Annotated in this window: 25 protein-coding genes; 6 read left to right on the top strand and 19 right to left on the bottom strand. The window is 71.9% G+C overall.

Annotated elements, in window-relative coordinates; genetic code table 11:
- Nucleotides 1–10: 10 nt before the first annotated feature.
- Genes DN051_RS29215 through DN051_RS29205 form a run of 3 tightly spaced genes read right to left on the bottom strand, consistent with a single transcriptional unit; the run spans nt 11 to nt 2,510 of the window.
- Nucleotides 11–820, bottom strand: a complete 810-nt coding sequence (locus DN051_RS29215) for an amino acid ABC transporter ATP-binding protein (RefSeq protein WP_053759566.1) — start codon at nt 818–820, stop codon at nt 11–13.
- Nucleotides 817–1,653 (bottom strand): amino acid ABC transporter permease, encoded by an 837-nt coding sequence (locus DN051_RS29210; protein ID WP_053759565.1) that lies wholly within the window; start codon nt 1,651–1,653, stop codon nt 817–819. The genes DN051_RS29215 and DN051_RS29210 overlap by 4 nt, the downstream gene beginning before the upstream one ends.
- Nucleotides 1,650–2,510 carry a transporter substrate-binding domain-containing protein gene (locus DN051_RS29205; protein WP_112439817.1) on the bottom strand — a complete coding sequence of 287 codons (861 nt, stop codon included), beginning with the start codon at nt 2,508–2,510 and terminating at the stop codon, nt 1,650–1,652. The genes DN051_RS29210 and DN051_RS29205 overlap by 4 nt, the downstream gene beginning before the upstream one ends.
- 174 nt (nt 2,511–2,684) lie before the next feature.
- Between DN051_RS29205 and DN051_RS29200 the strand changes: the two genes are divergently transcribed.
- The 5 genes from DN051_RS29200 to thpD all read left to right on the top strand — a co-directional run bounded on the left by DN051_RS29200 (nt 2,685) and on the right by thpD (nt 7,331).
- Nucleotides 2,685–3,788, top strand: coding sequence for a pyridoxal-phosphate-dependent aminotransferase family protein (locus DN051_RS29200; protein WP_112442498.1), 1,104 nt, complete (start codon nt 2,685–2,687; stop codon nt 3,786–3,788).
- A gap of 345 nt (nt 3,789–4,133) precedes the next feature.
- A complete protein-coding gene (ectA, locus tag DN051_RS29195; RefSeq protein ID WP_053759563.1) occupies nt 4,134–4,649 on the top strand; it encodes a diaminobutyrate acetyltransferase in 516 nt (171 codons plus the stop codon).
- A gap of 73 nt (nt 4,650–4,722) precedes the next feature.
- Nucleotides 4,723–5,994 (top strand): diaminobutyrate--2-oxoglutarate transaminase, encoded by a 1,272-nt coding sequence (gene ectB / locus DN051_RS29190; RefSeq protein ID WP_053759562.1) that lies wholly within the window; start codon nt 4,723–4,725, stop codon nt 5,992–5,994.
- Nucleotides 5,995–6,020: 26 nt separating this feature from the next.
- Nucleotides 6,021–6,425 (top strand): ectoine synthase, encoded by a 405-nt coding sequence (locus DN051_RS29185; protein WP_053759561.1) that lies wholly within the window; start codon nt 6,021–6,023, stop codon nt 6,423–6,425.
- 6 nt (nt 6,426–6,431) lie between these two features.
- Entirely contained in the window at nt 6,432–7,331 is a 900-nt protein-coding gene (gene thpD, locus DN051_RS29180) for an ectoine hydroxylase (RefSeq protein ID WP_053759560.1), read from the top strand.
- Nucleotides 7,332–7,481: 150 nt separating this feature from the next.
- Here the strand turns inward: thpD and DN051_RS29175 are convergent, their stop codons facing one another.
- From DN051_RS29175 to DN051_RS29150, 6 genes are all read right to left on the bottom strand, one after another.
- Nucleotides 7,482–8,564 carry a maleylpyruvate isomerase family mycothiol-dependent enzyme gene (locus DN051_RS29175; RefSeq protein ID WP_112439816.1) on the bottom strand — a complete coding sequence of 361 codons (1,083 nt, stop codon included), beginning with the start codon at nt 8,562–8,564 and terminating at the stop codon, nt 7,482–7,484.
- Between the two features lie 25 nt (nt 8,565–8,589).
- Nucleotides 8,590–9,186, bottom strand: coding sequence for an RNA polymerase sigma factor (locus DN051_RS29170; RefSeq protein WP_199315005.1), 597 nt, complete (start codon nt 9,184–9,186; stop codon nt 8,590–8,592).
- A gap of 54 nt (nt 9,187–9,240) precedes the next feature.
- The gene (locus tag DN051_RS29165; RefSeq protein WP_053759557.1) at nt 9,241–10,290 is read right to left on the bottom strand and encodes an aminotransferase class V-fold PLP-dependent enzyme; all 1,050 of its coding nucleotides are present in this window, start codon (nt 10,288–10,290) and stop codon (nt 9,241–9,243) included.
- A 97-nt stretch (nt 10,291–10,387) separates the two neighbouring features.
- The gene (locus DN051_RS29160; RefSeq protein ID WP_112439815.1) at nt 10,388–11,110 is read right to left on the bottom strand and encodes a DsbA family oxidoreductase; all 723 of its coding nucleotides are present in this window, start codon (nt 11,108–11,110) and stop codon (nt 10,388–10,390) included.
- Between the two features lie 91 nt (nt 11,111–11,201).
- Nucleotides 11,202–11,810, bottom strand: coding sequence for a DUF1349 domain-containing protein (locus DN051_RS29155; protein WP_053759555.1), 609 nt, complete (start codon nt 11,808–11,810; stop codon nt 11,202–11,204).
- A 112-nt stretch (nt 11,811–11,922) separates the two neighbouring features.
- Nucleotides 11,923–13,452, bottom strand: a complete 1,530-nt coding sequence (locus DN051_RS29150; RefSeq protein ID WP_112439814.1) for an aldehyde dehydrogenase (NADP(+)) — start codon at nt 13,450–13,452, stop codon at nt 11,923–11,925.
- A gap of 152 nt (nt 13,453–13,604) precedes the next feature.
- On the opposite strand from DN051_RS29150, the gene DN051_RS29145 reads away from it, so the two are divergent.
- Nucleotides 13,605–14,378: an IclR family transcriptional regulator gene (locus tag DN051_RS29145; protein ID WP_053759553.1), complete on the top strand. Its 774-nt coding sequence runs from the start codon at nt 13,605–13,607 to the stop codon at nt 14,376–14,378.
- An 89-nt stretch (nt 14,379–14,467) separates the two neighbouring features.
- Here the strand turns inward: DN051_RS29145 and DN051_RS29140 are convergent, their stop codons facing one another.
- From DN051_RS29140 to DN051_RS29090, 10 genes are all read right to left on the bottom strand, one after another.
- Nucleotides 14,468–15,925 carry an NCS2 family permease gene (locus DN051_RS29140; RefSeq protein WP_053759552.1) on the bottom strand — a complete coding sequence of 486 codons (1,458 nt, stop codon included), beginning with the start codon at nt 15,923–15,925 and terminating at the stop codon, nt 14,468–14,470.
- A gap of 216 nt (nt 15,926–16,141) precedes the next feature.
- Nucleotides 16,142–17,503, bottom strand: coding sequence for an ABC transporter substrate-binding protein (locus DN051_RS29135; RefSeq protein ID WP_162624988.1), 1,362 nt, complete (start codon nt 17,501–17,503; stop codon nt 16,142–16,144).
- 124 nt (nt 17,504–17,627) lie between these two features.
- A complete protein-coding gene (locus DN051_RS29130; protein WP_112439813.1) occupies nt 17,628–19,154 on the bottom strand; it encodes a glycoside hydrolase family 43 protein in 1,527 nt (508 codons plus the stop codon).
- Entirely contained in the window at nt 19,151–20,032 is an 882-nt protein-coding gene (locus DN051_RS29125; RefSeq protein ID WP_112439812.1) for a DUF6807 domain-containing protein, read from the bottom strand. Before DN051_RS29125 ends, DN051_RS29130 begins: the two co-directional genes overlap by 4 nt.
- Nucleotides 20,029–21,195 carry a Gfo/Idh/MocA family protein gene (locus DN051_RS29120; RefSeq protein ID WP_112439811.1) on the bottom strand — a complete coding sequence of 389 codons (1,167 nt, stop codon included), beginning with the start codon at nt 21,193–21,195 and terminating at the stop codon, nt 20,029–20,031. Before DN051_RS29120 ends, DN051_RS29125 begins: the two co-directional genes overlap by 4 nt.
- Nucleotides 21,196–21,412: 217 nt before the next feature.
- Nucleotides 21,413–22,312 (bottom strand): carbohydrate ABC transporter permease, encoded by a 900-nt coding sequence (locus tag DN051_RS29110; protein WP_053759547.1) that lies wholly within the window; start codon nt 22,310–22,312, stop codon nt 21,413–21,415.
- Nucleotides 22,309–23,244: a carbohydrate ABC transporter permease gene (locus tag DN051_RS29105; protein WP_053759546.1), complete on the bottom strand. Its 936-nt coding sequence runs from the start codon at nt 23,242–23,244 to the stop codon at nt 22,309–22,311. Before DN051_RS29105 ends, DN051_RS29110 begins: the two co-directional genes overlap by 4 nt.
- Nucleotides 23,245–23,339: 95 nt before the next feature.
- Nucleotides 23,340–25,070 (bottom strand): L-arabinonate dehydratase, encoded by a 1,731-nt coding sequence (gene araD, locus DN051_RS29100; RefSeq protein WP_053759637.1) that lies wholly within the window; start codon nt 25,068–25,070, stop codon nt 23,340–23,342.
- A complete protein-coding gene (locus tag DN051_RS29095) occupies nt 25,067–25,975 on the bottom strand; it encodes a dihydrodipicolinate synthase family protein (RefSeq protein ID WP_053759545.1) in 909 nt (302 codons plus the stop codon). Before DN051_RS29095 ends, araD begins: the two co-directional genes overlap by 4 nt.
- Complete coding sequence (locus tag DN051_RS29090; RefSeq protein ID WP_053759544.1) at nt 25,972–26,640, bottom strand: GntR family transcriptional regulator; 669 nt, start codon at nt 26,638–26,640, stop codon at nt 25,972–25,974. The genes DN051_RS29095 and DN051_RS29090 overlap by 4 nt, the downstream gene beginning before the upstream one ends.
- Nucleotides 26,641–26,930 lie beyond the last annotated feature (290 nt).

Genomic DNA, 26,930 nt, shown 5'->3' with positions numbered 1-26,930 from the left:
GCACGGCACCTTAGTCGCGGCCGCCCGCGGGGTCGGACCTGCCCACCTGGTCCGCCGTCCCCTCCTCCACGTCCGCCATGGCGGGGTCGAGGAGCCGGGAGAGGAAGTGCCGGGTGCGCTCGTGCCGGGGGTGGGCGATGACCTGCTCCGGAGTGCCGTCCTCGACGACCACGCCGCCGTCCATGAAGACGACCCGGTCGGCCACCTCGCGGGCGAAGGTCATCTCGTGGGTGACGACCATCATCGTCATGCCGTCGTCGGCCAGCATCCGCATGACCGCCAGCACGTCGCCGACCAGCTCGGGGTCGAGCGCCGAGGTCGGCTCGTCGAACAGCATGACCTCGGGCCCCATCGCCAGGGCGCGGGCGATGGCCACCCGCTGCTGCTGGCCGCCGGACAGCGAGGACGGGTAGGCGGTCGCCTTCTCGGCGAGGCCGACCCGCTCCAGGTTCTGCGCCGCGATCCGCAGGGCGCTCGCCTTGTCGCGCCGCAGCACCCGGCGCTGCGGCAGCGCGAGGTTCTCGGTCACCGTGAGGTGCGGGAACAGGTTGAACTGCTGGAAGACCATGCCGATCCGGCGGCGCACCGCGTCGATGTCGACGTCGGGGTCGGTGACCTCCGTACCGCCGACGAAGACCTGGCCCCGGGTCGGCTCCTCCAGGAGGTTCACACAGCGCAGCAGCGTCGACTTGCCGGAGCCCGACGGGCCGATGACGCAGACGACCTCGCCCTGGCCGATCTCCAGGTCGATGCCGCGCAGGACGTGGTTGTCGCCGAAGGACTTGTGCAGGTCGCGGATCTCGATTTCGGGACGGCTCATTTCACGGCCTCCTGGGCTTTGCCCTCCATACGGCGCACGACGAAGCCGAGCGGGATCGTGACCAGCAGGTAGCACAGGCCCGCGACCAGGATCGGCGTGGAGTTCGCGGTCTGGCTCGCGAGGTCGCGGCCGAACTTGGACAGCTCCCGCTCCGTCAGCGTGACACCCAGGAACAGCACCAGCGAGGAGTCCTTGAACAGCAGGACGAGTTCGTTGGTCAGCGGCGGGAGGATGATCCGGAAGGCCTGCGGGAGGATGATCGAGACCATGGCACGGGCGGGCGAGAACCCCAGCGAGCGCGCCGCCTCCATCTGTCCCTTGGGCACCGCCTGGATGCCCGCTCGGAACGTCTCCGCCATGTACGCGGCGGCCACCAGGCCGAGGGCGAGGGCCACCTTGCCATAGGTCCCGCCGGGGATCTCCGTGCCCGGGAAGGCCAGCGGGACGGCCACACCGATGAAGATGAAGATCAGCAGGGCGGGCAGTCCGCGGAAGATCTCGATGTAGACACCGGCGATCCAGCGGTAGGGACCCACGGACGACAGCCGCATCAGCGCCAGGACCATGCCCAGCACCAGCCCGACGAGGAAGCCGGACACGGTGTAGAGCACGGTGTTCTTCAGTGCCAGCGTGATGACGTCCGGGAACATCTGCTCCGCGATGTCCCACTGGGCGAACTGGTTCTGCAGCCGGCCCCAGTCCGCCCCGACCGCCAGGGCGACCAGGGCGCCGACGAACAGGACGTACTGGGCACCGCGCGAGACACTGCGCTTCTGGCGCCGTGTCAGCCCCTTCCTGCGGGGCTGCACCTCGGCCTTGGTGGCGTCCGTCATGAGGCCGACGGCGAGGCGGGCGCACCGCTCTCCGCGGCGGGGGTGTACGGGCCGATCCACTGCTCGTACAGCTTCTTGTAGGTGCCGTCGGCCTTGGCGTCGGCGAGGGCCTTGTCGACGGCCTCGAGCAGCGCCGTGTTGCCCTTCTTGACCGTGATGCCGTACTGCTCGCCGGTGTTGACCTGCTCGGCCACCTCGAAGGCGTCGGAGGTGGCCTTGTCCTTGAGCCAGCCCTGCACGACCGGGTAATCGATCACGACCGCCTCGACCTGGCCGGTGCGCAGGCCGTTGAGCACGGCGTCGGAGGACTCGAAGGAGACCGGGTCGAGGCCCTGGCTCTTGGCGTACTCCTCGCCGGTGGTCTGCGCCTGGGCGCCGACCTTCTTGCCCTTGAGGTCCGCGAAGGACGTGATGCCGCTCTTCTTGTCGGCCAGGACCGCCTGCGTGGCGTCGAAGTAGGGGTCGGAGAAATCGACGTTCTTCTTGCGCTCCTCGGTGATGGTCATGCCGGCGGCGGCCAGGTCGCACTGGCCGGAGTTGAGGAACGCGCCGGTCTTGAAGTTCTCGAACGGTGTGTCGAGGATCTCCTGCTTGACGCCGAGGTTCTCGGCGACGAGGTCGACGAGGGATACGTCGAAGCCCTGCACCTTGCCGTCGATCTCCGACTGGAAGGGCGGGTAGGGCAGGTGGGTGCACGTGGTGAGCTGACCCGCCTCGACCAGCTCGACGCCGCCGGCGGCGGTCTTCTTGCCGCTGCCGCCGCCGTCGTCCGACGAGCAGCCGGCGACCAGCACCAGCCCGGCCGTAGCGGTGGTGGCGGCCAGAATGCGGGCCCGGCGCCCGAGGACCGTGATCACTGAGAACCTCCTGTGGGGGAACTTTGCGCTCCGATTATAAGGAGAGCTTTGAGTGCCTCAAACCAAACGATGGTCACAGGTCCGGCTCGGCCCCGAAAGGCGCGGGTAACGGCGGCGCCCGGCCCGCCGGTTAGGCTCGACCCGTTCACCCCGTGAGTGATGGAGAGCACCGCCGTGACACACCCCCTGCTGGACCTCGCCCCGCTGACCGCGGCGCGCTTCGCCTCGATCGAGGACCGGGTCGCCCGGCTGCTCGACACCCGCCAGGACGTGGTGATCATGCAGGGCGAGGCGCTGCTGCCGCTGGAGGGCGCGATCCGCGCGGCGGCCGGTCCGGGGACGACGGCGCTGAACGTGATCACGGGTCCGTACGGCCAGACCTTCGGGAACTGGCTGCGGGACTGCGGGGCGACCGTCCACGACCTCGCGGTGCCCTTCCGCACCGCGGTCACCGCGGAGCAGATCCGGACGGCCCTCGCCCGGCACCCCGAGATCGACTTCGTGTCCCTGGTGCACGCCGAGGCGGCCACCGGGAACACCAACCCGGTCGCGGCGATCGGCGAGGTGGTGCGGGAGCACGGGGCGCTGTTCTACCTGGACGCGGTCGCCTCCGTCGGTGCCGAGCCGGTGCTTCCCGACGCGTGGGGCGTGGACCTGTGCGTGATCGGCGCGCAGAAGGCGATGGGCGGCCCCGCCGGGGTGTCGGCGGTGTCGGTCAGCGAGCGGGCCTGGGCGCGGATGGCGGCGAACCCGAACGCCCCGCGCCGCTCCTACCTCTCCCTGCTGGACTGGAAGGAACGCTGGACCGACGCCGGCCGCACGGCCCTGCTGCACGCGCCGGCCCAGCTGGAGATGCTGGCGCTGGAGGCGTGCGTCGAACGGATCGAGGCCGAGGGCCTGCCGGCGGTGATGTCCCGGCACGCGTCGGCCGCGGCGGCGACCCGGGCGGGGGCGCTCGCGCTGGGCGGCGGCCTGGAGCCGTACGTGCGCGAGGCGGCGGACGCGGCCCCGGTGGCGACCACGCTGCGGGCCCCCGCGGGCCTCGCCGCCTCCGATCTGGTGGCCCGCGCCCTGGAGCGCGACCCGGGGCTGCCGCTGGCCGCCGGCGGGGGCGCGCTGGCCGAGGAGATGATCCGCGTCAACCACTACGGGTCCGACGCGACGCCGGCCGCGGTGCGGTCGAGCCTGGCCGCCCTGGGTGCCGCCCTCGCCGAGCGCGGCGCCCGGCCGGTGGATCCCCGGGCTGCGCGCGAGGCCGCCGACGCCGCCTGGCGGTAATCAGCGGCGGGCGGTTTTCACAGCGAATTCAAATAATTCCTACCGCTGGAATTCAGCTCTTTAATCGGGAGCAGCTCCCCGCATTCTCCTGCCCGCTTTCCCTCACCCTAAACGCAAAGATTTCGCGAACGCCGAGCGGCTTGTCCGGGGCGAATCCCCTCCGGGTCACATGGGTGTGACGCGTTACACATCGCGCCCGATTTGTGCGCTATATACCCCGCAAATACGGGCATTCCGCCTACCGGTCGCGCGGCTGCGCGCGCACGCGTGATAACACGGTCAGCGGTCACACGTAAGCCCCGCCGGCCATGCAATTTCGAATTTCCCTCGGTAAATTCAATTCGCATGACTGCCGCACAAGCAGACCTGCACATCGACCGTCCGTCGGTTGCGGACGGGGCCGCGTTCTGGCGGCTCGCCAAAGAATCCGGAACCCTCGACCTGAACTCCTCCTACAGCTATCTGCTGTGGTGCCGGGACTTCGCCGACACCTCGGCGGTGGCCCGCGCGGACGACGGGACGGCCGCCGGGTTCGTCACCGGGTATCTGCGGCCGGACCGCCCGGGGACCCTGCTGGTGTGGCAGGTGGCCGTCGACCCCGCGCACCGGGGACGCGGCATCGCCGCGCGACTGCTCGACGCGCTGACCGACCGGGTCGCCGCCGAGCACACCCTGAGCTGCGTCGAGACCACCATCACTCCGGGCAACACCGCCTCCGAGCGGCTGTTCACCTCGTACGCGGCCCGGCACGGCGCCCGTGTCGAGCGCGAGGTGCTGTTCGGCACGGGGCTGTTCCCGGACGGCCCGCACGACCCCGAAGTCCTCTACCGCATCGGCCCGTTGAGCCGTTCGGCGCGGTGACCGGCGCCCCCGGCGCCGCCCGCCCCGCCGCACCGACCCCCCGCACGACCGTCGCACCGAGGAGCGAATCTTCGTGACCATCACCCAGCCCGACCTCAGCGTCTTCGAGACCGTGGAGTCCGAGGTGCGCAGCTACTGCCGCGGCTGGCCCACCGTGTTCGACCGGGCGCGCGGCAGCCGCATGTACGACGAGGACGGCCACGAGTACCTCGACTTCTTCGCGGGTGCCGGCTCACTCAACTACGGGCACAACAACCCGGTGCTCAAACGCGCCCTGCTCGACTATCTGGAGCGGGACGGCGTGACCCACGGGCTCGACATGTCGACCACCGCCAAACGCGCCTTCCTCCAGACCTTCCAGGACCTGGTGCTGCGGCCGCGCGACCTGCCCTACAAGGTCATGTTCCCGGGCCCGACCGGCACCAACGCCGTGGAGTCCGCGCTGAAACTGGCGCGCAAGGTCAAGGGGCGCGAGGCCATCGTGTCCTTCACCAACGCCTTCCACGGGATGTCCCTCGGGGCCCTCGCCGTGACCGGCAACGCCTTCAAGCGGGCCGGCGCCGGCATCCCGCTGGTGCACGGCACCCCGATGCCGTTCGACCACTACCTCGACGGCAAGGTCGAGGACTTCCTGTGGTTCGAGCGGCTCCTGGAGGACCAGGGCTCCGGGCTGAACCGGCCCGCCGCGGTGATCGTCGAGACCGTGCAGGGCGAGGGCGGCATCAATGTGGCCCGTGCGGAGTGGCTGCGGGCGCTGGCCGAGCTGTGCCACCGCCGCGACATGCTGCTGATCGTCGACGACATCCAGATGGGCTGCGGCCGCACCGGCGCGTTCTTCTCGTTCGAGGAGGCCGGGATCGTGCCCGACATCGTCACCGTGTCGAAGTCCATCAGCGGCTACGGCCTGCCGATGTCGCTGTGCCTGTTCAAACCGGAACTGGACGTGTGGGAGCCCGGGGAGCACAACGGGACCTTCCGCGGCAACAACCCCGCGTTCGTCACGGCCACCGCCGCCCTGGAGACGTACTGGACCGACGGCTCCGCCATGGAGAAGCAGACCCGTGCGCGGGGCGAGCAGGTCGAGCAGGCGCTGATCGCCGTCACCGAGGAGAACCTCGCCGACGTCAAGGAGTACCGGGGCCGCGGGCTGGTCTGGGGCATCGAGTTCCACGACAAGGGCCGCGCCGAGCGCATCGCCCGGCGCGCCTTCGAACTGGGGCTGCTCATCGAGACGTCCGGTCCCGAGAGCGAGGTGGTCAAGCTGCTGCCCGCGCTCACCGTCACGCCCGACGAACTGGACGAGGGCCTGCGCGTCCTCGCCCGCGCCGTGCGCGAAACCGTCTGAGCTGAGAGAAGGAGCTGTTCGACACCGTGATCGTCCGTTCGTTCAAGGACATCGAGGGCACCGACCGGCATGTCAGGGCCGCGTCCGGCACCTGGGAGAGCAAGCGCATCGTCCTCGCCAAGGAGAGGGTCGGCTTCTCGCTGCACGAGACGATCCTGTACGCCGGGACGGAGACGTCGATGTGGTACGCGAACCACATCGAGGCCGTCGTCTGCGTGGCGGGCGAGGCCGAGCTGACCGACGACGAGACCGGGCGGAAGTACACGATCACGCCCGGGACCATGTACCTCCTCGACGGGCACGAGCGGCACACGATGCGGATCAAGGAGGACTTCCGCTGCATCTGTGTCTTCAATCCGCCCGTGACCGGACGGGAGGACCACGACCAGAACGGCGTCTACCCGCTGCTCACCGAACCCGAGGAGGTGTGAGTCACCATGACCACGACGACCACGACGATCCCCGACCTCTACCCCAGCCGCGGCGGCACCGAGGTGTCCGTCCCCCGTCAGGACCCCGTCGTCTGGGGCGCGCCCGGCACCCCCGGGCCGATCGACGTCGGCGGTCTCCAGACCTACGAGCGGGACGGCTTCCTCGCCGTCGACCAGCTCATCACGGACGACGAGGTCGCCGTCTACCGGCAGGAGCTGGACCGGCTGGTGGCGGACCCGGCGATCCGGGCCGACGAGCGCTCGATCGTCGAGCCGAAGTCGCAGGAGATCCGCTCCGTCTTCGAGGTGCACCGGATCAGCGAGGTGTTCGCCGCCCTGGTGCGCGACGAGCGGGTCGTCGGACGGGCCCGGCAGATCCTCGGCTCGGACGTGTACGTCCACCAGTCGCGGATCAACGTCAAGCCGGGCTTCGGCGCCAGCGGCTTCTACTGGCACTCCGACTTCGAGACCTGGCACGCCGAGGACGGGCTGCCGAACATGCGCGCCGTGTCCGTCTCCATCGCGCTGACCGAGAACCACGACACCAACGGCGGCCTCATGATCATGCCGGGGTCGCACCGGACGTTCCTCGGCTGCGCGGGAGCCACGCCGGAGGACAACTACAAGAAGTCGCTCCAGATGCAGGACGCGGGCACCCCCTCGGACGAGGCGCTGACCGCCATGGCCTCGCGGTACGGCATCAAGCTGTTCACGGGCAAGGCGGGTTCGGCGACCTGGTTCGACTGCAACTGCATGCACGGCTCGGGTGACAACATCACCCCGTTCCCGCGCAGCAACGTCTTCATCGTCTTCAACAGCGTGGAGAACGCGGCGGTGGAGCCGTTCGCGGCTCCGGTGCGACGGCCGGAGTTCATCGGGTCGCGGGACTTCACCCCGGTGCGGTGACGACGGCGCCGCCCGTGCCGGGCCGGGGTCCCTTCCGCGGGGGCCCCGGCCCGTTCCCGTGCCCGGTGCACCCGGCCCGGCCTGAACCGACGCACCGGTGCCGCGTCAGGCGACCTTCGCCCCGTCGGGCAGACGTTGCCCGACGCGGCCCTAGAGCCAGGCCAGCGACGCCGCGCGCTCCAGTACGTTCCGTACGGCCGACTCGTCGCCGGTCGCGCCGCGCGGCACCTCCGGCGGCGTGTACCGTCCGCCGACCAGCAGGCAGAAGTCGACCGGGTCCAGGGCGAGTTCGGCGCGTACGGGTTCGGCGTCGGAGCCCAGCACCCATTCCGGGCCGCCGGTCACGGAGAAGAGGACCGCCGGCGCGCCGGGGCCGAGGGCCGCGCCGAGCACGCGCACCGCGAGCCGGACCAGTCGCCTCAGATGCTCCTCGGGCGGCGGCGGCACGGTCAGGCCCAGGGCGCGGCCCAGGTCGTCGGTGTGGATCCACGTCTCGAAGCCGCGCACCAGGAAGTGGTCGGCGACGGGCAGCCGCATGCCCATCAGGGTCACCGCGCGGGCCGCGGCCTGCGGGTCGCGGGCCTCGGGCGCGGCCAGCAGGGCACCCGCCTGCGCGGACCATGCGGCGACGGTCTCCGCGGGCGTGCGCCCGTGCTCATGGGCGATCAGCTCGCCGGTCCGCCGGTTCCAGGCGGCGTCCCAGTCGGCGTCCGCCTCGATCCCGGAGAGCGGCCGGGGGGTGTCGATCCCGAGCCGGGTCGCCAGCGGCTCGTCGGCGGCGATCAGGTGCGCCACCGTCGCGTGCACGTCCCAGTCGTGCACGACGGGCGTCGTCCACCGGCCCTCCGCCTCGGGCAGCAGCCCGCTCAGCCCGGCCACCGCGGCGGCGTAGGGCGCGGCGTGCGCGGCCACCGCGGGGGCGGCGGAGCGCCGCCGCAGGGCGCGGGCCGGCACGGCGGTGGGCGGCCCGTCCGCCCGGGGGCCCGCGGACGCCGGCTCCGCGGGAGGCGCCTTCGGGGGCCCCGGCCGGCCCGGCCGCGGCTCGTCGAAGGCAGTCCCGTCCGCCGGTGATCCGTCCAGTGCCCGCACCACCGTCCGCAGCCGCCGCGCCTCATCGGCGCACACCGCGCAGTCGGCGAGGTGCGCGGTGGTCGTCCGTTCGTCGGCCGGTTCCAGGGCGCCCAGGGCCCACGCGGCCAGCAGGTCCCGTACGGCGTCGTGCTCGGTGGTCACCCTGCGCCTCCTTCCGCTGTCCCCATCATGCGCCCCTTTCGAGGGCCGGATCCGGGGGATCGGCCAGGGATTCGGCCAGTCTGCGCAGGGCGGAGCGCAGCCGGGTCTTGGCGGTGCCCTCCGGTATGCCGAGTTCCACGGCCGCCTGCCGGTAGGTGCGGCCCGCGAAGTAGGCCAGGTGCACCACCTCCCGCTGCGGCTGCGGGAGTTCGGCGAGGGCGCAGTGCAGCAGGTGGGAGCGTTCCCGGTGCACGACCGTCTCGTCGGGGCCGGGGCCGGGCTCGGGGATGGCGTGCAGCGCGGAGTCGTCGGCGCCGGCGTCCTTGCGGTGCCGGGCCTCGCCGCGCACCCAGTCCACCGCCCGGCGATGGGCGAGCAGCGACAGCCAGGTGCGCAACGAGCCCCGGTCCGGATCGAAGGCGTACGGCCTGCCCCACAGCTGGGCGAACACCTCCTGCGCCACGTCCTCCGCGGCGGCCGGGCTGCGCGTCACCCGCGCGGCGACACGCCGCACCAGCCCTCCGTACGCCGTGTACACCTCGGCCAGCGCGGACTCGTCGCCGTACACCAGCCGCCGGTGCAGTTCCGCGTCGGAACCGCCGGTCGTCGGCTCCACCGGCACCACCCCCCGGTGCCTTTCCTAGCGGCCCGGCCCCGCCCGCGCCAGGGGTCGGGGTCAGTCCGAGAGGACGTCGAGCAGCCGGTCGACATCCGCGGGCGTGTTGTAGAGGTGGAACGCGGCGCGCAGATTGCCGGCGCGGTCGGAGACCTCGACCCCGGCGCGGGCGAGGTCGTCCCGGCGGTGGCCGAGGCCGGGCACCGCGACGATCGCCGAGCCGGGCGCCGCGACGGGTTCGTGGCCGAGCGTGGCGAGGCCCGCGCGGAAGCGGTCGGCCAGTGACACGTCGTGGGCGTGCACGGCGGCCGGGCCGATCTCCTCGATCAGGGCGAGGGACCGCACCGCGCCGGCGTAGGACAGCAGGGCGGGGCTCTCGTCGAACCGGCGGGCCGAGCGGGCGAGTTCCCGGACCGGGCCGTAGCAGCTGTCCCAGGGGTGTTCGCCGGCCGCCCAGCCGGCGAACACCGGCGTGAGCCCGCCGAGGTCCTCCGGTACGACGAGGAAGGCCACGCCGCGCGGGCAGACGACCCACTTGTAGGCGACGCAGGAGACGTAGTCGAAGTCGTCCGCGGCCAGCGGCAGCCATCCGACGGCCTGGGAGACGTCGATGCAGGTGCGCGCCCCCTGCGCCCGGGCCGCCTCGCGTACCGCCGTGAGGTCGGCGATCCGGCCGTCCGCCGACTGCACGGCGCTGACCGCGACGAGCGCGGTGTCCGGGCGGACCGACTCGGCGAGCCGTTCCAGGGGGACGCTGCGCACCTTGAGGTCCCGGCGGACGTGGAAGGGGTTCACGAGGGAGCTGAAGTCGGCCTCGGCGGTGAGCACTTCGGCGCCCTCGGGCAGCGCGGAGGCGATCAGCCCGCTGTACACGGCGACGGAGGCCCCGGCCGCCACCCGGCCGGCGGGCACCCCGACGATCCGGGCGAACGCCGCCCGGCAGGCCTCCACGTCGGCGAACATGTCCTGCGGCGCGCCGTCGGCGAGGGACTGCGCGGCGGTGTGCATCGCCGCCACGGTGCGGGACGGCAGCAGGCCGGTGCTCGCGGTGTTGAGATAGGTGTTCTTCGGGGCGAACTCGGCGCGGACGAGGCTCTCGAAGGTCTCCATGGGACCACTCTGCGGCCCCGGGCAGTCCACGTCCATCGCGGATTTCTAAGCGGATCCCTCAAGGTTCCCTTATGCGTCCGCGCCGACCTGCGGCTTTTCAGTGCTGCGGCACCGCGCACCCGTCCGGACCACAGGCGTCCCCGCCCCCCGTGGCGCCGTCGTCGAGCAGCTTCAGCGGCGTCCTCTCGCCCCATGCCCGGGTCAACGCCCGCTCGAAGACCTCGGAGGGCTGGGCGCCCGAGACGCCGTACTTCCGGTCGATGACGAAGAAGGGCACCCCGTTGGCTCCCAGTTGGGCGGCCTCGTGTTCGTCGGCCCGCACCTCGTCGGCGTACGCGTCGGGGTCGGCGACCACCTTGCGGGCGCCGTCCTCGTCGAGCCCGGCGGCCACGGCGATCTCCACCAGCCGCTCGTCGTCGTTGAAGAGGGACCGCTCCTCGGCGAAGTTGGCCTCGTACAGGCGCTGGATCAGTTCGCCCTGCCGGCCGTGCTCCTTGGCGAAGTGGAGCAGCCGGTGCATGTCGAAGGTGTTGCCGTGGTCCCGGTCGCGGGTGCGGTACGCGAGTCCCTCGGCGGCGGCCTGCGCGCCGAGGTTGTCCTCACCGGCCTGCGCCTGCGCCTCGGTCATCCCGTACTTCCGGGAGAGCATCGTCAGCACGGGCTGCACGTCGTCCTTGGCCCGCCCGGGGTCCAGCTCGAAGGAACGGTGGACGACCTCGACCGCCTCGCGGTGCGGGAAGTCCGCCAGCGCCTTCTCGAAACGGGCCTTTCCTACGTAGCACCAGGGGCAAGCGATGTCAGTCCAGATCTCGACACGCATGGGCACGGCTCTTTCCGGTTCGCACGGGTACGGGGATTCCCGCCTCAGTATTTTAACCTTCAAGCGACCGGATCGGTTCCCGGGGGCCGGTTCAGCTGCCGTCCCGCAGGTCACGCGGCCAGCTCGGCCGGTACTCGAGGTGGTCGTACGTCACCACACAGCCCGCCCCCAGCGGCGACTGGGTCATGAATCCGACCAGGGCCGCTCCCGTCTCCTTCTCGTCACCCAGGGTGAACAGGCGCACGAAGACCCAGCGCTCACCGTCGTGCGAGGCGTGGAAGGCGAAGGCGCGGCCGGTGCGGCTCACCCGGAGCCAGACGGAGCCGCCCTCGACGGTGAAGGAATTGGCGTCGTCGGAGTGCCCCCGGGTGACCACGGTGCAGACGGTCGGCACGTCCGGCGAGTACTCCAGACACAGCTTGGCCCAGGCCCGCTCGCCCACGTGGACGTAGAGGACACCCGCGTCGAAGGACGCGCCGAACCCCACGGTGACCCGGGCGATCAGCTGGAAGTCGCCCTCGGGCGCCCCCAGCAGCCGGGGTGCGTCGGACGCCGGATCCAGCGCCTCGCCCGCGGGCGGCACGAACCGGTCCTGCCGGGGCCCGGCCCATCCGGTGAGCACACCGTCCTCGTAGGACCAGCCGCCGTCGGGGCCGTAGGTGCGCAGGGCGAAGGGCAGTTCGGCGAGTTCCACGTCCATCGGGCCATCGTCCCAGGCGCGGCCGGCCGGCCGCGGGGCGGGGCGGGGCGGGGCGGGGCCGCGCTCGACCCGCGGCCCCACCGCGCCGTCCGCGCTCCCGGGGTCCGGCCCGCTACCGCTCCAGGCGCCCGTCGAACCGCCGGGGCAGCCCCAGGGGGTTGTCGTCCCGCAGCTCCGCGGGCAGCAGCGCCGCGGGGGCACCCTGGTACACGACCGGCCGCAGCCAGCGCTCGATCGCCGTGCCGCCCACGGAGGTGGACGTCGAGGTCGTCGCCGGGTACGGCCCGCCGTGGTGCTGGGCCGGCGCCACGGCGACGCCGGTCGGCCAGCCGTTCACCAGCACCCGTCCGGCCAGCGGCGTCAGCTCGGCCAGCACCCGGGGCCCGCGCCCCTCGCCCGCCGCCTCCTCGGCCGAGAGGTGCACCGTCGCCGTGAGGTTCCCCGGCAGCCGGGACAGGACGGCCGTGGCCTCGTCCTCGTCCTCGTAGCGGGCGACGACGGTCACCGGCCCGAAGCACTCCTCCAGGAGCAGGTCGTACTCGCCCTCCTGGGCCAGCCGCCCCGCCGGGACGGTCAGGAACCCGGCGCTGACGGTGTGCTCCCCGTTCGCCCCCGGTGTCACCGGGGTCTCCACGTCGGCGAGCCGCGCGCGCTCGGCGACACCCGCGACGAAGTTGTCCCGCATGCGGTGGTCGAGCAGCACACCCGCCTCGGTGTCGCTGACGGCCTCCGTCAGCGACTTCACCAGCCGGTCGCCCGCCGCGCCCTGCGGCGCGAGCACCAGCCCGGGCTTCACGCAGAACTGTCCGACGCCCAGCGTCATCGAGCCCGCGAGCCCGCTGCCGATCTGCTCGGCGCGCTCCGCGGCGGCGGCCTCGGTGACCAGCACCGGGTTCAGGGAGCCGAGCTCGCCGTGGAAGGGGATCGGCACCGGCCGGGCGGCGGCCGCGTCGAACAGGGCCCGGCCCCCGCGCACCGAGCCGGTGAAGCCCGCGGCAGTGACCTGGGGGTGCTTGATCAGCTCGACGCCCGCCGCGAAGCCGTGGACGAGACCCAGCACCCCGTCCGGGATGCCGTGCTCGGCGGCGGCCCGCCGCAGCACGGCCGCGACCAGCTCCGACAGCGCGGGATGGTCGGGGTGCGCCTTGACGACCACGGGGCAGCCCGCGGCCAGCGCGCTCGCGGTGTCGCCGCCGGCGACGGAGAAGGCGAAGGGGAAGTTGGAGGCGGAGTACACGGCGACGACGCCGAGCGGCACCTTGTAGCGGCGCAGGTCGGGGACGGGCGGGGTGGCGGTGTCGTCGGGGTGGTTGATGACGACGTCGAGGAAGGCGCCCTCCTCGACGATGCCGGCGAAGGCGCGCAGCTGGTAGCAGGTGCGGGCGAGTTCGCCGGTCAGCCGCACCGGACCGAGCGCGGTCTCGGCGTCGGCGGCCTCGACGAGCTGGTCGCGGGCCGCCTCCAGCCGGTCGGCGGCGGTGCGCAGGAAGGCCGCGCGGACCGTGCGGTCCTCCAGGGCGCCGCGCGCGTCGCGCGCCGCGCGGACGGCGGCGTCCACCTCCTGGCCGGTGGCCTCCACAGCAACCTGTTCACGCTGCTTCCCGGTTCGGGGGTCGACACTCCAGACTGGTGCTGCTGCCACCGCGGGTCCCTCCACATGTCTTGCCGCAGTACTTACGTCGTTCACCGGGTCAGCCACCAGTCTCGTTCGATATACTGAACGCTGTCTCTGATGGTGAATGTGATGTCGAGACTATATCTCCAGCTTCTCGTCGAACGAAGGGGTCAAGGGCGATGTCGGCAGGCGAGACAGGCGGCGGTGCGCAGGTCAAGTCCGCGGTGCGGACCGTTGAGTTGCTCGAGTACTTCGCCGGACGCCCCGGCATGCACTCCCTGGCCGCCGTGCAGGAGGCCGTCGGCTACCCCAAGTCGAGCCTCTACATGCTGCTGCGCACCCTGGTCGAGCTCGGCTGGGTGGAGACGGACGCGACGGGCACGCGGTACGGCATCGGCGTACGGGCGCTGCTGGTGGGCACGTCGTACATCGACGGCGACGAGGTGGTCGCGGCGGCCCGGCCCACCCTGGACCGGCTGTCGGACGACACGACGGAGACGATCCACCTCGCCCGGCTCGACGGCACGAACGTCGTGTACCTGGCCACCCGGCAGTCGCAGCACTACCTGCGCCCCTTCACCCGCGTCGGCCGCCGGCTGCCCGCCCACTCCACCTCCCTGGGCAAGGCGCTGCTGAGCACCTGCTCCGACGAGCAGGTGCGCAAGATGCTGCCCGAGACCCTGCCCGCGCTGACCGAGCACACGATCACCGACCGGGAGCGGTTGATCGAGGAGCTGCACCAGGTGCGCGAGCAGGGGTACGCCGTCGACCGCGAGGAGAACACGCTGGGCCTGCGCTGCTTCGGCGTGGCGATCCCCTACCGCACCCCGGCCCGGGACGCGATCAGCTGCTCGATCCCGGTGGCCCGGCTCACCCCGGCGCACGAGCAGATGGTCAAGGACGCCCTGTTCGACGCCCGCGACCGGCTGACCCTCGCCACCCGGAGGCTGTGAGCCCCGGTGACCGAGGCCGTGATGGAGACGTCGTTGCGGTAGAGACCCCACAAGAGGGAGAGGGCGGCCCGCCGGGGCCGCCCCCGGCCTCACTTGACGCCGAGGATCTGCTCGATCGGGTCGATCGCGAAGTACACCAGGAACAGCGCCGAGGTCCCCCACAGCAGCCAGTGCACCTCCTTGGCCCTGCCCAGCACCGTCTTGATCACGACGTAGGCGACGAAGCCGGCGCCGATGCCGTTGGTGATGGAGTAGGTGAACGGCATCACGGCGATGGTCAGGAAGGCCGGAACGGCGATCTCGTACTTGTCCCAGTCGATCTGCTTGACCTGAGTCATCATCAGGAAGCCGACGGCGACCAGTGCCGGGGCGGCCGCCTGGAGCGGCACGATGGTGAGCAGCGGGGTGAAGAACAGCGCGAGGGCGAACAGGCCGCCGGTCACCAGGTTGGCGAAGCCGGTGCGCGCGCCCTCTCCGACGCCGGCCGCCGACTCGATGTAGGAGGTCGCCGAGGACGACGAGGCGGCGCCACCCGCGACGGCCGCGGCGCCGTCCACCAGCAGCACGCGGCCGAGGTTCGGGACCTTGCCGTCCTCGTCCAGCAGCCCGGCCTCGGTGCTGATGCCGACCACGGTGCCCATGGTGTCGAAGAAGTCGGACAGGATCAGGGTGAACACCAGCAGGACGACGGTGATGACGCCGACGCCGGGCGCCCCGAACGCCCCGAACAGGCTGAAGTCGCCGAGCAGCGCGAAGTCGGGGCTGCCGACCACCTCGTCGGGCCACGCGGGTGTGGTCAGGCCCCAGGTCTCGACCTCGGCGATCGAGTCGATGACGATCGCGACGACGGTCATGGTGACGATGCTGATCAGGATCGCGCCCTTGACCTTGCGGGCGAGCAGTCCGACGGTGAGCAGCACTCCGAGGCAGAACACCAGAACCGGCCAGCCGGTGAGTGCGCCGGAGCCGCCGAGCTGGACCGGCACCGTGGTGTTCGCGGCGTCCGGGATGCGGCTGACGAAGCCCGCGTCGACGAAGCCGATGAAGGCGATGAACAGGCCGATGCCGACGCTGATGGCCTGCTTGAGGGGCTGCGGGATGGCGTGCATGACGGCCTCGCGCAGTCCGGTCACCACCAGCACGCAGATCAGCAGGCCTTCGAGGACGATCAGGCCCATGGCGTCGTCCCAGCTCATCAGCGGGGCGATCTGGAAGGCGACGACGGCGTTGAGGCCGAGTCCGGCGGCCAGGGCCAGCGGCAGATTGCCGACCGTGCCCATGATGACGGTCATCACGGCGGCCACCAGGGCGGTGGCGGTGGTGAGTTGGACGGGATCGAGCTGCCGGCCGAACTTGTCCTCGGCGCTGCCCAGGATGATGGGATTCAGGACGAGGATGTAGGCCATCGTGAAGAACGTGGCGAGGCCGCCGCGTATCTCCCGGCCGAAGGTGGAGCCCCGTTCGGAGATCCTGAAGGCGCGGTCGACGGTGTTCGTCCCCGGTGGCGGGGCACTTGGCCGATCGGTCGCCTTCTGCGTGTCGGTCATGGCGGATGCTCCTCGGTGCCTGAGGGATCGGTGTGCGGGTGCGGTGCTGGCTGGATTGTTCCCCTGTTGATCCTGTTTCAGGTTTTCACCGTGTTACGGAGTCCGGGTCGCGCGGGGTGGCCAAGAAACGGGAAAGCCCGGAAAGACGGGGACGGTCCGTCGCCCCGTGGTACGACGGACCGTCCCGCGCCGGGAGCCGGCGGGGCTCGCGGCGACTCAGCCGTTCTGCTGCTTCCACTCGGCCTGCGCCTCGTTGAGCTCGCCGGCCAGCGTGTCCAGGAACTCCTCGGCGCTCATGTCACCGAGCAGCACCTTCTGGAAGTTGGGCTCGTTGTCGGCCTTGGAGATCGTGTTCCAGTCCGGCAGGTAGTACGGCAGTTGCACGATGGTGGTGGAACCGTCGCTCAGCGCGTCCGCGGCGAGCTTGGTCGGCTCCGCCTTCGTGATCCACTCGTCCTTCGCCGCGTCGGTGTGCGCCGGCACCTGCCCCGCCGACTCGTTGAACTTCGAGTTCGGCCCGGGAGCGGTCACGAACTCGATGAACTTCCACGCGGCCTCCTTGTTCTTGGAGCTCTTGAACACCCCGAGGCCGTCGACCGGGTTGGACACCTGCACCCGCTTGCCGCCGGGCCCGATCGGCTGCGGAATGCCCCGGAACCTGTCGGCGCCGAACGCCTTCACATGGTCCTGGTAGGAGCCCAGGTTGTGGTTCAGCATGCCGATCGTGCCGGAGTCCCACTGCGCGACCATCTTGGTGAAGTCGTTGTTGAGGTCGGCGGCCGGGGTGACCTTCTTGTAGAGCGCGGCGTACTTCTCCAGCGCCGCCACGTTCTCGGGGTCGTTGACCGTCGTCCGCTCTTTGCCCTCGTCCCAGAAGGACGTGATCCCGGACTGCCCGTACATGGCGTCCAGGGCCTGGGCTATCGACCCCGCGCCGCCGCGGATGGTGTAGCCGAACTTGTTGCTGCCGGAGTCGGTGAGTTCCTCGGCCGCCTCGTAGAAGGCGTCCCACGTGGTCGGCGCATCGAGGCCCGCCGCCTCGAACAGGTCGGTGCGGTAGTAGAGGACGCCGTTGTTGGCGGAGGTCGGGATGGAGTACAGGGTGCCGTCGCCGCCGCCGGCGGCCTTCAGCGACTCGACCATGTCCTTGTTGAGCTTGCCGTTCAGCGAGGATCCGTCGAGGCGCTCGTCCAGCGGTTCCAGCGCGTCCTGCGCGGCGAAGCCGGCGAGCATGGCGGCGCCGACACCGCCGACGTCCGGCAGGCCGCCGCCCTGGATGGCGGTGTCGACCTTGGACTGGTACTCGGTGGCGGCGATCCCGACGTACTCGACGTCGATGTCCGGGTTGGCCTTCTCGAACTCGGCGATGATCTCCTTCCAGATGTCGGTGCGGACACCGCCGTTGTTGTCCCAGAAGACGATGCTGCCCTTGCCGCTGCCCTCGGCGCCGCTGTCGCCGCCCGCCCCGCTGCCGTCGTCACCGCAGGCGGTGGCGGTCAGCGCGAGGACGGCGGTCAGGGCGACGGCGGCCGCCGCACGACGCCTGCCTGTGCTGCTTCTGCGATTGCTGATTATCATTGGTCGGCTCTCTTCTTCTGGATCCAACGGAGATGTGCACTCGTGGGGTTCGATGGCGGTCACGGCGCCCGGCAAGCGCTTGCATAGGGGGTGCGTCGTCGCGCCCCCGCAGGCGGACGGGACCTCACATGTCGGTGATGCGGAAGTGTGTGAACGTGGCGGCGCCGGCCGGCCCGTGCCCCTCCTCGGGGGCGAGGGCGAACAGGCCCAGCAGGGCGCCGACCCAGCGCCAGGGGGTGGCGGCGAAGACCTGCCCGGAAGGACGGAGGCCGTCACCGACGTCGTGGTGGAAGCGGCAGCGCGCGCCGGGACCGATCTCGATCCGCAGCAGTGCCCGCCCCTCGGGCGCGGGATGCGAAGGGGCGGCGTCCCGGTGTCCGCCCGGCTGCCCGCCCTCGGCGAACCGGTGCACGAGGCGGACCGTCCCGTCGGCCCCCCGCTCCAGTCCGATCCAGGTGAACGCGTCGCCCAGCACCGCGAGTCCGGCCCGTGCTCCCGGCTGCTCCGTGTCGAGCCGCAGCTCCACCTCGACAACCGCCGGCTTGCCGGGCAGCCGCTGGGTGAGGACGTTCGGGGCAGCGCGCAGATCGTGCGGGTCGGCCGAGCGTACACAGGTCAGCCGCAGCCCGTCGGCGGAGTGCCGGGTGGCCCAGCCGTCCCGCGGGTCGGCCGTCCATTGCCACTGGCGGCCGTACCGCCCGCCGGGGAAGTCGTCGTCGGTGGCGGGCGCGGCGGGCGGCTGCGGGGGCAGGTCCGGCCGCTCGTGCACGGCCACCGGGGCGCCGTCGCGGCCGATCACCGGCCAGCCGTCCGCGCCCCAGCGCATCGGCTGGAGGTGCACCACCCGGCCGTAGGCGCCGCGCTGCTGGAAGTGCACGAACCAGTCCTCGCCGGACGGGGTGCGCACCCAGCCGCCCTGGTGCGGGCCGTTGACGTCGGTGTCCTGCTGCGCGAGGACCACCTTCTCCTCGTACGGCCCGAAGAAGTCGCGGGCGCGCAGCGCGCCCTGCCAGCCCGTCTCCACACCGCCGGCGGGCGCCAGGATCCAGAACCAGCCGTCGTGGCGGTAGAGCTTGGGGCCTTCGAGGGTGAACCAGCCGGGGATCCGGTCGGCGTCCACGATCACCTTGCCCTCGTCGAGCAGTCCGGTGCCGTCGGGGCGCATCCGGTGGCCGGTGAGGCGGTTCTTGATGCCGGAGCGGGACTTCGCCCAGGCGTGCACGAGGTAGGCCTCGCCGGTCTCGTCGTCCCACAGCGGGCAGGGGTCGATCAGGCCCCTGCCCGGTTTCAGCAGGTGCGGCGCGGTCCAGGGGCCGCGGATCCGCGGGGCGTTGATCTGGAAGATCCCCTGGTCGGGGTCGCCCCAGAAGATCCAGAAGCGGTCGTCGTGGCGGCGCAGGGAGGGCGCCCAGACCCCGCAGTCGTGACGGGGCGCGGCGAACGCGTCCGCCGGTTCCAGCCGGTCCAGGGCGTGGCCGATCAGCGTCCAGTTGACCAGGTCGCGCGAGTGCAGCAGGGGCAGGCCCGGGACGCGGCCGAAGCTGGACGCCGTGAGGTAGAAGTCGTCGCCGACGCGGACGACGTCCGGGTCGGACCAGTCGGCGTCGAGGACCGGGTTGCGGTAGGTGCGGTCGGTCGGCCGGACGCTCATACGGTCACCGCCTTGCGGGCCAGGGCGGCGGCCTCGTCCCGGCCGAGCGTGCCGTCGGCGACGACGGTGACGATCCGGCGCACGACGCTGCCGCCGGGCGGGATCGGCAGCCGCGCGTCGGACGCGAGGCTGGAACCGACGCCGGGGTAGCCGGCGGTGCGGACGAACCAGGGGTCGCGGCGGGTGGCGTCGGTGGCCCCGGCGAGGACCAGCGTCCAGCCGCCCGCGCCGTCGGCACCGCCCGGACGGGGGGTGTCCGGCGCGGTCATGGCGAGCCAGTCTGCGCGGGTGCCGTGGACCTCTGTCTCTCCCTCGCCGGCGGCGGTGAACACGGAAGGTGCCTCCTGTTGTCTGCGGGCCCGCCAGAAGAAGCCGCCGTAGGCCGCTCCCGGGCGCCCGTTGGTGGCGGGGCTGCCGATCGACAGCGGGCCGGAGGTGGTGTTCGTCAGGGCGAAGGCGAAGTCCAGCGCCCAGGCGGTGTCGGTGAGTTCGCGTGCCGTGACCGTCCGGCGCTCGCGCAGCAGCTCGGCTCCCGCGGCCACCCAGCGCAGCTCCTCGACGAATCCGCCGGGGTCGCACCGAACGAAGGCGACGTGCCGCTGGGCGCCGTGGTTGTCGAGCTCGGTCGGGCCGCGGTCGCGGACGTAGGTGCGTCCGCCCCAGAAGTTGTGCCCCTCGACGTCGGGTACGGCGACACCGACGCCGAGGTGGTGCGTGTGGTCGTCGGGGCTCAGCTCGGTGACCGCCGTACCGGCCAGGGTGGTGACCGGGTGCAGGTAGGGGCGCGGGGCGAGCCGCGCCGGGATCGCGGGCCGGGCGGTGTACCGGGCGACGGGCCGGCCCGCGACGCGCAGGACCGCGGTGTCGTGGTGCGTCATCGGGTGCTCACCCCTCGGTGGTGGTCGCGTGGCGTGCTCGGCTGGGCCCAGGGGGCATTCAGCTCCGAGTAGAGGGCGAGGGTGTCGGCCGCCTCCGCGACGAGTTCGTCGACCCCGGGCACCACCCGGCGGTTCTCGTCGGGGAGCAGCCGCCAGGCGGAGCCGGGCAGCCGAGCGGGGTCGGGGGCCAGCCGGATCGCCTCCACCACGCGCATGAAGGCGCCCGTGGTGTGCGGCGGGACGAGCAGTTCGGCGTCGGTGGTGAGGTGCGCGACCAGGTTCTCCAGCAGGTCGGTGCGGTCGTGGCCGAACTCCCGCGGGCCCTGGTCCGCGCGCTGGAGCAGGACCCGGTCCTGCTTGTACCAGAGGGTGATCCGGCCCTGGCTGCCGTGCACCAGGACGTACGGCTCGCGCGGCCGTTCGGCGCACAGTGTCGCGGCGACGGTGACCGGGACGCCGCCGGCGGTGGAGACGCGGACGCAGGAGGTGTCGTCGGACTCGATGGCGTTGGCCCGCCACAGCTCGGTCTCGACGGCGGTGACGTCCTCGGCCCGGTCGGCGCCGCCCAGCGCGAGGGCGGTGGCGACGGCGTGCGCGAGCGGGTTGGTCAGCGCCCCGTCGACGACGTCGGCGCCGTTCATCCTGCGCCGGCCCGCCCAGGGCGCCCGCCGGTAGTAGGCCTCGTCGCGCGCCCAGGCCCCGGCCGCGCCGATCCCGGTGACCGTCCCGATCGCCCCGTCGGCGATCAGCTCGCGGATCGCGGGCACGGCGCGCGAGCCCAGCGACTGGAAGCCGATCTGGCAGGCGACGCCCGCCTCGGCGACCGCCTCCGCCATCCGGTGGAACTCGGCCCAGGAGGGCGCGGGCGGCTTCTCCAGCAGGAGGTGGACGCCTCGGCGGGCGGCCGTCACCGCGAGGTCGGCGTGGGTGTGGATCGGGGTGCTGACGACGGCGACGCGGGCGCCGGTGGCGTCGAGCAGGGCGCCGAGGTCGGCGGACTGCGCCGGGGGCTCGCCGCCGAACTCCGCCGCGGCGAGCGGGGTCGTCTCGCAGACGCCGGCCAGCCGTACGAGGCCCTGGCGCTGGAGTCGGCGGATGTTCTCCACGTGCCAGCGGCCGTGTCCCCGGGCACCCGCGAGCACCACGGGCAGGGGTGTGGTCATGGGGTCCTCCCGGTGCCGGGGCGAGGTGCCGACGCCGTGCCGGCGCGAGGTGCCGACGCCGTGCCGGGGCGAGGTGCCGACGCCGTGCCGGGGCGAGGTGCCGACGCCGTGCCGGGGCGAGGTGCCGACGCCGTGCCGGGGCCGGCGGCGCCGACGGCCGCCCCGGTTCGGCCGGGGCTGCGAGGCGGGCGAGGCGCACGAGGTGTACGAGGTGTCGTCATCCCTTCACCGCCCCCGCGCTGAAGCCGGTGATGAGCCACTTCTGGATGAAGGCGAACACGAGCACCACGGGAACCGCGGCGATGATGCCGCCCGCGGCCAGTGCGCCCAGGTCGACGCTGTCGGCGCTCATCAGGTTGTTCAGGCCGACCGGGATGGTCTGCTTGTGCTGGTTGTTGAGGAACATCAGCGCGAACAGGAAGTGGTTCCAGGAGTGCACGAAGGCGAACGACCCGACCGCGATCAGCCCGGGGCGCAGCAGCGGGAGAACGACGACCCGGAAGCCGGTCATGCGGTTGCAGCCGTCGACCCAGGCCGCCTCCTCCAGCGAGTACGGCACGTTCTTGATGAAGTTGCTGATCAGGATCATCGACAGCGGCAGCTGGAACACCGTCTCGGCGATGATGACGCTGCCCAGGGAGTTGATCATGCGGAGTTCGGCGAAGATCTCGAACAGCGGGACCAGCAGCAGGGCGCCGGGCACGAACTGCGAGCAGAGCAGGGCGAGCATGAAGCCCCGCTTGATCCGGAAGTCGAACCGGGCCAGGGCGTAGCCGCCGGCCAGCGCGACGCCGGTGGTCAGCACCAGGGTGGCGAGGCCGACGTACACGCTGTTCTGGAAGTAGGTGCCGAAGCTGCGTTCCGTCCAGACCTTCTCGAAGTGGTCGAAGGTCATGGGCCACGGCACGAGCGAGGTGGAGCCGGCCGGGCGCAGGGCGAACAGCAGGATCCAGTAGAAGGGGATCAGGGTGAAGAGGAGGTAGACCGACAGCGGCAGGTAGATCTGCCAGCGCGGGGCCTCGTCCCAGGCGCGGCGCCGGTTCACCGGGCCCCGCGGCGCGCGGACCGCGCTCTCGGGCGCCGGCGCGACCGCGGGGGCCTTCTCGACGGTGCTCACTTGTCCCCACCTCCGAACTTGCTCAGCCGCAGGTAGACGATCGAGCAGAACAGCAGGATCACGAACGCGACGGTGGTCAGGGCCGACGCGTAGCCGAAGTCGTGGGCGTCGACGCTGGTGTTGGCTATGTAGAGCGGGAGTGTCGTGGTCACACCGGCCGGCCCGCCTCCGGTCAGGGTGTAGAGCAGATCGACGTTGTTGAACTCCCACACCGCGCGCAGCAGCGTCGACAGGACGATGGCGTCCTTCAGGTGCGGCAGGGTGATGTGCCAGAACTGCTTCAGCCGGCTCGCCCCGTCGACTTCGGCGGCCTCGTACAGGTCCTTCGAGACGGACTGGAGGTCGGCGAGGATGAGGATGGCGAAGAAGGGCACGCCGCGCCACAGGTCGGCGACGACCGCCGCCGGGAACACCGTGGAGGTGTCCGACAGCCAGCTCGTGCCGTAGGAGCCCATGCCGAGGTCGGCGAGGTAGCGGGTGATGCCGGTCTGGGAGTTGTACAGCAGCACCCAGATCGCGGAGGTCAGCACGCCGGAGACGGCCCACGGGGAGAAGACCATGGCCCGGCCGAGTGCCCGGCCCACGAAGGTCTGGTTGACGATGAGGGCGAGGGCCAGGCCGAACAGCAGCTGGAGTCCGACCTCGACGACGACCCACTTCGCGCTGAAGGTCAGCGTGCCCCAGAACTGCGGGTCCTCGGTGAAGGCGTGGACGAAGTTGTCGAAGCCCGCGAAGCCGTTGCGCCACGGCTTGGTGGGGTTGTAGTTGCGCAGGCTGTAGTAGAAGACGCTGAGCACCGGGTAGGCGATGAAGCCCAGCATCAGCAGGGCCGCCGGGGCGATCAGCAGGTACGGCAGCCTGCGGGGCGTGGCGGAGGCACGGCGCCGCCCCGGTGGCGCGGGCGGTTTCGCCACGGCTGCGGCTCGGGCCATGACTGTTCTCCGATCTTGTACGTTCTCGTGCGGGTGAAGCGCTTGCCGATCAATGTTCGAGATTTCGGCCAAAGCGGGGCGCGGCCGAAGGGGGTTCAGCCCGCGTACGGGTCCTGCACCTTGCCCGGCCGGGCGAGGAACTCGAAGTCGCAGCCCGTGTCCGCCTGGGTGATCTGTTCGTTGTAGAGCGCTCCGTAGCCGCGCTCGTACCGGACGGGCGGCGGTGTCCACTCCGCCCGCCTGCGTGCCAGTTCCTCGTCGTCCACGTCGAGCCGCAGGAGGCGCGCCTCGACGTCGAGGGTGATGGCGTCCCCGGTGCGCACCAGGGCCAGCGGTCCGCCGACGTACGACTCGGGCGCCACGTGCAGGACGCAGGCGCCGTAGCTCGTGCCGCTCATCCGGGCGTCGGAGATCCGCACCATGTCCCGCACTCCCTGCTTCAGCAGGTGGTCGGGCAGGGGCAGCATGCCGTACTCGGGCATGCCGGGACCGCCCTTGGGACCGGCGTTGCGCAGCACCAGCACGCTGTCCGCGGTGATGCCGAGCGACGGGTCGTCGATGGTGCGCTGCATCGTCCGGTAGTCGTCGAAGACGACCGCCCTGCCGGTGTGCTTGAGCAGATGGGGTTCGGCGGCGATGTGCTTGATGACGGCGCCGTCCGGGCAGAGGTTGCCGCGCAGCACGGCGACCCCGCCCTCGCTCGCGACCGGGTCGTCCCGGGTGCGGATGACGTCGTCGTTGTGCACCCGCGCGCCGGCGATCTGCTCGCGCATCGTGTCGTACGACACCGTGGGCCGGTCCAGGTGCAGCAGGTCCGGGATCCGGGAGAGGAACCCGGGCAGTCCGCCGGCGAAGTGGAAGTCCTCCATCAGGTACGTCCGCCCGCCCGGCCGGACATTGGCGAGGACGGGGACCGTGCGGGCGATGCGGTCGAAGTCGTCCAGGGTGAGCCGGACGCCGGCCCGGCCCGCCATGGCGATGAGGTGGATGACGGCGTTGGTGGAGCCGCCGAGCCCCAGCACGGTGGTGACCGCGTCCTCGAACGCCTCGGCGGTGAGGATGTCGGACAGCGGGCGCCCGAGGTGGACCTGTTCGACGATCCTCATGCCGGAGGCCGCGGCCATCCGGTCGTGGCCCGAGTCCACGGCGGGGATGCTGGACGCCCCCGGCACGGTCACCCCGAGTGCCTCGGCGGCGGCGGTCAGCGTGGACGCGGTGCCCATCGTCATGCAGTGGCCCGGCGAGCGCGCGAGACCGCTCTCCAGTTCGGTCATCTCGCAGTCGCCGATCAGGCCGGCCCGCCGGTCGTCCCAGTACTTCCACATGTCGGTGCCGGAGCCGAGGACCTCGTTGCGCCAGTGGCCGGGGAGCATCGGCCCGGCCGGCACGAAGACGGCGGGCAGTCCGGCGCTGGCCGCGCCCATCAGCAGCGCGGGCGTCGACTTGTCGCAGCCGCCCATCAGCACGGCGCCGTCGACCGGGTACGACCGCAGCAGTTCCTCGGTCTCCATCGCGAGCATGTTGCGGTAGAGCATCGGGGTCGGCTTCTGGAAGGTCTCGCTGAGCGTGGAGACCGGGAACTCCAGCGGGAAACCGCCCGCCTGCCACACGCCCCGCTTCACGGCCTGCGCGCGGTCGCGCAGATGGACGTGGCAGGGGTTGATGTCGGACCAGGTGTTGAGGATCGCGATGACGGGCTTGCCGAGGTGTTCCTCGGGGAGGTAGCCGAGCTGACGGGTGCGGGCCCGGTGGCTGAAGGAGCGCAGCCCCTCGGTGCCGTACCACTGATGGCTTCTGAGGTCCTCGGGACGCCGGCGGCCGGTCATGTCGACCACCCGGCGGCGATGGCGGCGACCTCGGCGCGCTCGCTCTCGGGCAGCGGCCTGCTGGGCGGGCGGACCTCCCGGCGGCACAGTCCGAGCGAGGCGAGGGCCTCCTTGACGACGGTGACGTTGTTGGCGGAGCCGTCGGCGGCACGCAGCTCCTCGAAGCGGCGGATCTGCTCCCAGACCTTCATGGCGGCCGGGTAGTCGCCCGAGCGCAGCGCCTCGATCATGTTCAGCGAGACGGACGGGGCGACGTTCACGAGTCCCGAGGTGAAGCCGGTGGCGCCGGCCGAGAAGTACGAGGGGGCGTACGGCTCGGCGAGGCCGGCGACCCAGACGAACCGGTCCAGTCCCGCGTCGCGGGCGAAGCCGGCGAAGCGCGCGGCGTCCGGCACGGCGTACTTGACCCCGATCACGTTGGGGCAGGCGTCGGCGAGTTCGGCGAGCCGGTCGCCGGCCAGCCGGGCGTTGCGGATGTAGGGGACGACGCCCAGTTCGGGCACGGACTCGGCGATCGCGCGGTGGTAGTCGACCCAGCCGCTCTGCGAGACGTACGGGTGCACGGGCTGGTGGACCATCACCATGCGGACACCGAGGGCGCGGGCGTGCCGGGCGGAGGCGACGGCGGTCGGCACGTCGTGGCCGACGCCGACCAGGATCGCCGCGCGCTCCCCGGCCTCCTCGACGGTCGACTCGGTGACCAGCCGCCGCTCCTCGGGCGCCAGGGCGTAGAACTCGCCGGTGTTGCCGTTGGGGGTGAGGGTCCTGACCCCACCGTCGAGCAGACGACGCAGCAGGGCCCGGTGGGTGTCCCGGTCGACGGAGCCGTCCTCGGCGAACGGGGTCACCGGGATCGCCACCACGTCGGCCAGGGCCGCCCGCTGGGACTCGAACGTCGTTGTCATCGCTGACCGTCCTCGTTCCGGTCCCCGGTCTCCGCGCCGGGGAAGGCCCGCTCCACGAACGACGCGATGTGCGCGTGCAGGGCGCGCGCCGCGCCGTCGGAGTCACCGGCCAGGGCCAGCCGCAGGATCTCGCGGTGTTCCTGGGCCTCCCGCTCCCACGAGGGGTCGGCGGCCCACGCGACGGCGGAGACGAGCGCCGCCTGGTCGCGGACCTCGTCGAGCATCCGGCCGAGCAGCGGATTGCCGCACGGCGCGTACAGGGCGCGGTGGAACTCCCGGTTGGCCAGGGAGCGTTCGGCGGTGTCGGCGGCGCCGTCGGCCCGGGTCAGCGCGTCGCGGGCGGCGTCGAGGGAGGCTCCGCGCCGGACGCTGCGGCGCAGTGCCTCCGGCTCCAGGAGCAGCCGCACGTCGTACACCTCGCGCGCCATGTCCGCGTCCACCATGCGCACGGTGACGCCCTTGTACTGGCTCATGATCACCAGTCCGGTCCCGGCCAGGGTCTTGAGCGCCTCGCGCACCGGGGTCTTGGACACCCCGAACTGCGCGGCGAGGTCGGTCTCGACCAGGGCCTGACCTGGCGTCAGCTGCCCGGTGAGGATGCGGCGTTTGATCTCCTCCAGCACGTACTGCGTGCGGGAGGGGATCGGGGTGGGCACAGAGGTCATGCGCGCCTCTCGGATCTCGCGTATCGGATCTCACATATCGCGTCTCATATATGACGTACGAGGTACGACGCGATGACGGTAGGAGTGCCGGTGTGTTTCGTCAATGCTTCCGGCAAAGGGAGTTGAGAGGACGCGGCGGCCCGCGCGGCCCGGTTTCTACGGCATCCTGCCGATCCGCTCCCCCGGGCCTTAGCCCCACGATGACCGGGCATGACCGGCATGAACGAGATGAACGGCCCGGAAAACACAGACGGCACGGACGGCACGGAAGGGGCGGAAGGGGCGGAAGG

Source organism: Streptomyces cadmiisoli, from assembly GCF_003261055.1.
Lineage (GTDB): Bacteria > Actinomycetota > Actinomycetes > Streptomycetales > Streptomycetaceae > Streptomyces > Streptomyces cadmiisoli.
This window is presented reverse-complemented; position numbering and strand designations above follow the sequence as displayed.

Coding starts and splice junctions, on each gene's coding strand:
- DN051_RS29215 (WP_053759566.1), bottom strand. CDS start 820: ATGAGCCGTCCCGAAATCGAGATCCGCGACCTGCACAAGTCCTTCGGC.
- DN051_RS29095 (WP_053759545.1), bottom strand. CDS start 25,975: ATGACAACGACGTTCGAGTCCCAGCGGGCGGCCCTGGCCGACGTGGTG.
- DN051_RS29165 (WP_053759557.1), bottom strand. CDS start 10,290: ATGGAGACCTTCGAGAGCCTCGTCCGCGCCGAGTTCGCCCCGAAGAAC.
- DN051_RS29155 (WP_053759555.1), bottom strand. CDS start 11,810: ATGGACGTGGAACTCGCCGAACTGCCCTTCGCCCTGCGCACCTACGGC.
- DN051_RS29210 (WP_053759565.1), bottom strand. CDS start 1,653: ATGACGGACGCCACCAAGGCCGAGGTGCAGCCCCGCAGGAAGGGGCTG.
- DN051_RS29130 (WP_112439813.1), bottom strand. CDS start 19,154: ATGAGCGTCCGGCCGACCGACCGCACCTACCGCAACCCGGTCCTCGAC.
- DN051_RS29135 (WP_162624988.1), bottom strand. CDS start 17,503: ATGATAATCAGCAATCGCAGAAGCAGCACAGGCAGGCGTCGTGCGGCG.
- DN051_RS29105 (WP_053759546.1), bottom strand. CDS start 23,244: ATGGCCCGAGCCGCAGCCGTGGCGAAACCGCCCGCGCCACCGGGGCGG.
- thpD (WP_053759560.1), top strand. CDS start 6,432: ATGACCACGACGACCACGACGATCCCCGACCTCTACCCCAGCCGCGGC.
- ectA (WP_053759563.1), top strand. CDS start 4,134: ATGACTGCCGCACAAGCAGACCTGCACATCGACCGTCCGTCGGTTGCG.
- araD (WP_053759637.1), bottom strand. CDS start 25,070: ATGACCGGCCGCCGGCGTCCCGAGGACCTCAGAAGCCATCAGTGGTAC.
- DN051_RS29140 (WP_053759552.1), bottom strand. CDS start 15,925: ATGACCGACACGCAGAAGGCGACCGATCGGCCAAGTGCCCCGCCACCG.
- DN051_RS29090 (WP_053759544.1), bottom strand. CDS start 26,640: ATGACCTCTGTGCCCACCCCGATCCCCTCCCGCACGCAGTACGTGCTG.
- DN051_RS29120 (WP_112439811.1), bottom strand. CDS start 21,195: ATGACCACACCCCTGCCCGTGGTGCTCGCGGGTGCCCGGGGACACGGC.
- DN051_RS29125 (WP_112439812.1), bottom strand. CDS start 20,032: ATGACGCACCACGACACCGCGGTCCTGCGCGTCGCGGGCCGGCCCGTC.
- DN051_RS29160 (WP_112439815.1), bottom strand. CDS start 11,110: ATGCGTGTCGAGATCTGGACTGACATCGCTTGCCCCTGGTGCTACGTA.
- DN051_RS29145 (WP_053759553.1), top strand. CDS start 13,605: ATGTCGGCAGGCGAGACAGGCGGCGGTGCGCAGGTCAAGTCCGCGGTG.